This is a genomic window from Pantoea sp. R102 (genome assembly GCF_004916815.1).
GTDB classification, from domain to species: domain Bacteria; phylum Pseudomonadota; class Gammaproteobacteria; order Enterobacterales; family Enterobacteriaceae; genus Pantoea; species Pantoea dispersa.
The window spans coordinates 43,029-49,253 of record NZ_SDFT01000043.1 but is presented as its reverse complement, the minus strand read 5'-3'; the positions used below and the strand labels follow the sequence as shown (position 1 = coordinate 49,253).

Sequence of the window (6,225 nt, the reverse complement as noted above, 5' to 3'; positions counted from 1 at the left end):
CCGGTAACCCAGATCACCCTGACCGAAGGCGCCATCGGTTACCGGCGTTTTGGTGTGATTAAAGGCATTAAAGCCATGGCTGCTATCCGGCTGGAAGATGGCAGTTGGCCGCCCTTTGGTGCCAGCGTCCAGAGTAACGGACGCGAAGTGGGCATTCTGGATGATGACGGCCTGGTATGGCTGAGTGGCATTGAGGCCGGTGCCAGCATGGATGTGCGCTGGAACGGCGAAACCCAGTGTCAGCTGGCATTACCCGATCCTCTGCCGCAGCAGTTGCTCGACGAAGGACAGAACTTGTTATTACTTTGCACGCGCCGCGCCGCGCCTGCTTCTTCAACGTAAGGAAAGAGTTAATCATGCTGGTAAAAACGCTGAGCAGCGCCTTGCTGCTCTCCACGCTGACGCTATCGCTGCAGGCTCACGCGGCGATTGCGCTTGATCGCACCCGGGTCATTTTTAACGGTAACGAAAAAAACGTCTCACTGAATATCAGCAATGAAAACAAGCAGCTGCCTTATCTGGCGCAGGGCTGGATTGAAGACAGCAGCGGTAAAAAAATTACGTCACCGCTGGTGCTGCTGCCGCCGGTGCAGCGCGTCGAACCGGGCGAACGCAGCGTGGTGAAAGTGCAGGCGCTGCCAGCCATCAAGGCGCTGCCACAGGATCGTGAATCGGTGTTCTATTTCAGCATGCGTGAAATCCCGCCGCGCAGCGAGAAGAGCAACGTGCTGCAAATCGCGTTGCAGACGCGTATCAAGCTGTTCTATCGCCCGGAAGCGATCGTGGTGAGCAATCCGTCAGTGGTGACGCCATGGCAGGAAAAACTGACGCTGACGCGCAAGGGTGCACGCTACCAGCTGAATAATCCCACGCCTTACTTCATTACGCTGGTGGATGCACAGCCAGCGAAAGGCCAGTCGCTGAAGAAGAGCTTTGAACCGGTCATGGTCGCGCCAAAAACCAGTATCGATCTGGGCGTGAACGCAGCAGAACTGGGCAGCGCGCCGCTATTAACCTACATCAACGACTACGGCGGCCGTCCAACGCTGGCGCTGAAGTGTGCCGGCGACAGCTGCAGCGTCGTCAGTAACAAGGTGGAGCAGTAAGCGATGCGTGTGCTGTTGCTGGTGCTGACGCTGTTGAGCCTGACTCTGCAGGCGGCAACCAACGGCGTGGTGCATGTGTATGGCGCGCTGCAGGAGAGTCCATGCTGGCTTGACGTCGGTAACAATGATCAGGCGGCTGGCCTCGATACCACGCCGACCGCCGCGCTGCAACAGGTTGGCGAGCAGGTGATGAAGCAGGCGTTAACGCTGCATTTGCAGGACTGTCCGTACAGTATCCGCAATGTCGCCGATCCGCTATGGCTGCAACATGTGCCGTCCATCAGCATCGACTTTTTTGCCCCGCAAAGTCTGGCCGACCCGCAGCTGATTCGCGTCCAGGGCTCTGACGGCGTGGGCCTGCAATTGTTTGATGAGAACCATCAGCCGCTGCCGCCCACCTTCCGCAATCTGCGCGTGCCGCTCAGCGCCGGCAGCAATGTGCTGAGCTGGCTGACGGTAGAGGAACGCACCGCGCTGCCGCTGCAGCCGGGTGCCTGGTCAGCCAGCGGTCAGTTACAGGTGAACTATGACTAAGCATCGACTTGTTCCGTTGATGAAGTATTACAGCAGGCTGCTGATCGGTAGCCTGCTGCTGTGCATCTGCTGGCCGCTGCATGCGGTGGAGCTGCGCCTGCACGGTACGCTGATTGAGAATCCGCCCTGCACGCTGAATGACAACCAGAGCCTGATGATTGAGTTTGGCGATGCGCTGAGCGTGAAAAAGATCGATGGCGTCAACTATCTGCAGCGTAAGGCGATACCGGTCAAGTGCACCGAGGATCCGGGTGCGGCATTGCAGGTGCGTCTGACCGGTACCGCTTCCGCTTTCGACAGCAGCGCGCTGCTCAGCAGTGTGAGTGCGCTGGGTATTCGCTTTTATCTGGCCAGCAAGCCGCTGGCGGTCAACAGCACGTTGCCGATTGTTTTCCCCGGCACACTCGATCTCGGCGCGGTGCCGGTACAGCAGCCGGGCGTGACGCTGGAGGGTGGGGAGTTCACCGCCAGCGCGGCGCTACTGCTGGAATATCAGTAAGGAGAGGCGATGAGAGCGGGCGTAATGCTGGTACTGGGATGGCTGCTGGTGTCACAGGCACAGGCGATAGAGATGCAGCTGCACGGCACGCTGGTGGCGGAACCCTGTTCGCTGGAGCCGGATCAGCAGCAGCTGGAACTCAACTTTGGCGATATCGTCGCGAAATCGCTGTATCAGAATCCGCGCACGCCGGCGCGTCCGCTGGTGATGCGTCTGAGCGGTTGTGATACCGAACTGGGTAAAGACGTCGAGCTGGTGTTCAACGGCATTGCCGATGCCGAGCAGCCCGATCTGCTGGCGCTGGCCGGTGATGCCGGTGCCAAAGGCGTGGCCATTGGCCTGAGTGATGCGGACGGAAAGCTGGTGCCCATTAACCGCGGCGTGATGCATTTTCCGCTGCAGCAGGGCGACAACCAGCTGCAGTTCAGTGCCTGGCTGCAGGCTTCGGCGAGCGCGATTGCCGAGCGCACCATTGAGCCTGGCAACGTATCGGCGATTGCTACTTTTTATCTGAACTATCCCTGAGTGCCTGTTATGTGGTTGATAAATCAACATATCACGTTTGACCCGGATCGGCGCCTGTTGCGCGATCGGCATGATAACGAGCTGCTGCTCAACCAGAGCAGCGCACGCTGCCTGGCGCTGTTTCTGCAAAAGCCGGGTGAGGTCATTAGCCACGAAACGCTGCTGGATGAAGGCTGGCGTAGCCAGGGGGTGCACGTGACGGAAAACTCGCTGCGCCAGATGCTATCGATGCTGCGCAAACAGTTTCTGCAACTGCGGGTGGAAGGAGAAACCTTTGTCACCGTTCATCGTCAGGGCTACCGGCTGCATGAGTCGGTGCGGGTGGAAGCCTGTTTACCGCTGGCTGAAGCCGTAGAAGAAGCGCGCATTGCATCGGAAGCACGTATTCAGCCGCTGGTGACCACTCATGTGCACACGGCGCCGCTGCCGGTGATGGTGCAGCCGCCAGCCACCGCCACCGTGGCGGAGGAAACGCCCGCGGCGGTGCCACGCAGCCGTTCCGGACTGGTGTTAATCGGCATGTTGATCAGCGCAGTGCTGTTACTGGTGCTGGCCTTACTCGGTATTAAGGTGCTGGATATTCGCGACGTGGTGACTGTGACCTATGCACCCTATCGCCACGTGCAGGGCCGGCAGTGGTATATCCAGGACGACTTCAGCGCCACCGAACGTGAAGAGATCGATCAAAACCTGCAGCTGGTGAGTGACAGCATGGCGCGCTTTATCCAGCTGGCCGAAGAGGAACGCCACATCTATATCAACCGCACCAAGCTGGCTGACCGTTACAGCTGGTTTATCTGTCAAAACCCTATCGAGCAGAAGGATGCGTTATGTCGGTCAGCCATATATTTCGTCGCCGAGTAACCTGGGTGTTGCAGGGGGGATTACTGATGCTGGCGCTGGTACTGGCGGCTATCCTGATTTATCAGCTGTCGCGCCGTATCCCTCATTGTGAAGCGGATTCGATTCTGATTTCCAGAGAGGCGGGACAGCTGGTGGTGTCGCATGGGCAGTGGAAAGTGCAAAACATTCTGTTTCAGGCCACCGGCAATTACAGCGGCATGATCAGTTATTACTCGCCACAACAGCAACTGCAGCGCCGCGAACCGGTTGATGTCTCTTTTGAACTGCGCCACAGCTTCTCCGGCGCCGCGCTGCGCAGCGAAACCACTGCCATTTCCTACAATCTTGCCAATCGCGCCTCACCACAAAATATTGAACGCTATATCTCCGCCGGCCTGGCGCCCGGCCATGTCAATTACGGCTGGATTTATCGTCTGCAGAATGTGCGTTATGTGATTGGTAATAATGCGAATCCGTCTGTGATTTGCAGGAAATAACTTTAGGTAATTATTCTAAAAATGTCGGTCTTTGTTTTTATGTTTAATTAGAGTGAATTTATGCAGATTAAATTTATTGGAATTTTTTTATGTTTATTAAGTCTTCCTTCGTTTGCTGAGCCAGATAAAACCTGCTGGGAGAACCCACCTAATAAATTAGTTGCTGAAATTACAAACTTAACTATAACGGGAAACAAAAAAGGTGATAAAGGTATCGCTAAGTATGGAAGTTCGCCTAATTTTTACTCGTCAATATGTAATAATTTAAATGGCGTTGCTGCCAGGGAGTACTTTCTGAAAGGCGATTCAGTCTTGCCGCCTTCAGAAATTAACAGGGGTTATTATAAGTTGTCTGATGATCTGGATATAAAAATAAAATATCAGGATGGACGACAATATTACACCGTTCCATTTGAAAATTTAGGTCAGAAGGACGGTATCCCAATCCCACAGGGAAGTGAGGTTAGAATTGTTGGGATGGAGGCTGGCGGTAATGGTGAGGTTGAACTGATTTTAAGGAGGGATATTATTGGTGGGGCTATAATTATTCCATCGGAAATAATGGTGTCTAATCTTTTTAGAAAATTTGGCCTATATAACAACTATGGTGAATATGCCCACTCTCCTGTTATTGAAGTTTATACACGATCTCAGGTTATACCCGTGCCTGTTTTATGTAGTATAAATGGCGGGGCAATGACCAATATTGAATTTGGTAATATCGACGTGAATGAAATCCCAGCTGATACGTACATGTCGAAAAGTGGAAAAGATGCATCTTTGTTTTTTCAATGTAATGAACCAATTAGTCAGGCTGTAAAAGTTAATATCATAGGGACGGCTTCATCCTTCAGGAGTGACTCTTTGATAAGTGATAATCCAGACGTTGCCTTTGCTATTTTTCATAAGGGAAAAGTAATTTCACCTCTAAGCGGATTTCCGTCTTCAATCAATAATGGTTATGGTAACGATGTTATCACCGTTTCTCCAGTAAAAAATCCAAATGCTAAAGAAATAAAGTTGGGTGATATTAACTCGTCAGCAACCCTAATTCTTACATTACCATAACTAAAAACCAACGAGATGGCGGCGTGAAGGATGATATTTTTAAAATGATTATATTATGGTTTTACTATTAATTTTTTTAGAGGTTAGCCGATGAGGTTATTTTTGTTGCGAAGGAAATATATATTATTGGTTGCTAAACTTTTTTTTATGAACACCTTCTCTGGTCAGGCTCATGCTGGCCTTGATTATGCCTGCTGGACTGACCCCTTAGCGGTTATGGTGTTGACATCAGGCCGTTTGGCTAGCTACACGCCTCCTAAAGAAGGAGCGAGTGGCAGGATATTCTTTGATGAATCATTAGGGTATTTTTCTGGCATATGTAATAATCCTGGAAAATATGAATGGAATAATGTGCGTATCGAAGCTGACCTTGGTGCCTATTTCATCCCATCAGTTAAAAATAGCGGCTATTACAGGCTCACCGATGAAGTTGACGTGAAAATGCATGTATATGGGCCAAGCTGGTATCCTTATCCAGTGACCTTTGAAGATGGTGTATATAAAGGTTCTGGCCGTGGTCCGATACTACCAGGTCTAGGTAGAGTTTATGATGGTTTTTCAACTGCTTCATATCTCATGACTGAGTTCATTATAACTAAAGATATTGTTGGTGGGGCAATTTTTGTTCCACCCAATGTAGAGATTGCCACCATTTATACTATTGGATATATATCGCGGCCTTATCCTCCGAGACCCGAAAAACCCTTGCTAAAAATCGTTATCGGACCTCACGGCATTATCATTCCGGTACCCATTGTCTGCGATATTAATAACGGCACGGATATTAACGTTGAATTTGACCGCATCGCGGTAAGCTCCGTTTCTGAATCAGTGTCCAATCCCGCCAACTACAAAGATGTGCCATTAGAAGTCAAATGCAGTTCTGCATTAAATCAGGAAGTTAATTTACGCTTAGTTGCCGGAACCACCTCTTTCTCGGATGAACTCATCGCCACCAACTATCCTGATCTGGGTATTGCGGTTAAGCACAAAGGGCAACTGCTTAAACCGATGGGCACTTCTGCTGTCCGGTTAATCAACGGCATGGCGTCAGAAGTTATCACCGTGTTCCCGGTGAAAAAGAAAGGACAACCGCTGAGCGGTGGTGAATTCAATGCTTCAGCAACATTGCTGATCAGCCTGCCATGATGAT

The 6,225-nt window shown here is 51.5% G+C and carries 9 protein-coding genes; all 9 read left to right on the top strand.

The features are described 5' to 3' along the window. On the top strand, positions 1-342 hold a 342-nt coding region (locus ERD80_RS06090; protein ID WP_211145569.1), incomplete at its 5' end, for a FimD/PapC C-terminal domain-containing protein. A gap of 14 nt (positions 343-356) precedes the next feature. Next, positions 357-1,106 (top strand): fimbria/pilus periplasmic chaperone, encoded by a 750-nt coding sequence (locus ERD80_RS06085; RefSeq protein ID WP_021507092.1) that lies wholly within the window; start codon positions 357-359, stop codon positions 1,104-1,106. Between the two features lie 3 nt (positions 1,107-1,109). Further along, positions 1,110-1,640, top strand: coding sequence for a fimbrial protein (locus ERD80_RS06080; protein ID WP_132466155.1), 531 nt, complete (start codon positions 1,110-1,112; stop codon positions 1,638-1,640). Continuing rightward, positions 1,633-2,139, top strand: coding sequence for a fimbrial protein (locus ERD80_RS06075; RefSeq protein ID WP_136546214.1), 507 nt, complete (start codon positions 1,633-1,635; stop codon positions 2,137-2,139). The genes ERD80_RS06080 and ERD80_RS06075 overlap by 8 nt, the downstream gene beginning before the upstream one ends. 9 nt (positions 2,140-2,148) lie before the next feature. Next, on the top strand, positions 2,149-2,664 hold the full coding sequence (locus ERD80_RS06070) for a fimbrial protein (RefSeq protein WP_132466149.1): 516 nt from the start codon (positions 2,149-2,151) through the stop codon (positions 2,662-2,664). Between the two features lie 9 nt (positions 2,665-2,673). Then, the gene (locus tag ERD80_RS06065) at positions 2,674-3,528 is read left to right on the top strand and encodes a winged helix-turn-helix domain-containing protein (protein WP_136546212.1); all 855 of its coding nucleotides are present in this window, start codon (positions 2,674-2,676) and stop codon (positions 3,526-3,528) included. Then, positions 3,495-4,004, top strand: a complete 510-nt coding sequence (locus tag ERD80_RS06060) for a hypothetical protein (RefSeq protein ID WP_136546210.1) — start codon at positions 3,495-3,497, stop codon at positions 4,002-4,004. Before ERD80_RS06065 ends, ERD80_RS06060 begins: the two co-directional genes overlap by 34 nt. Before the next feature lie 60 nt (positions 4,005-4,064). Next, positions 4,065-5,072 carry a fimbrial protein gene (locus ERD80_RS06055; RefSeq protein WP_125312162.1) on the top strand — a complete coding sequence of 336 codons (1,008 nt, stop codon included), beginning with the start codon at positions 4,065-4,067 and terminating at the stop codon, positions 5,070-5,072. 126 nt (positions 5,073-5,198) lie between these two features. Further along, a complete protein-coding gene (locus ERD80_RS06050) occupies positions 5,199-6,221 on the top strand; it encodes a fimbrial protein (RefSeq protein WP_159377808.1) in 1,023 nt (340 codons plus the stop codon). Positions 6,222-6,225: the final 4 nt, after the last annotated feature.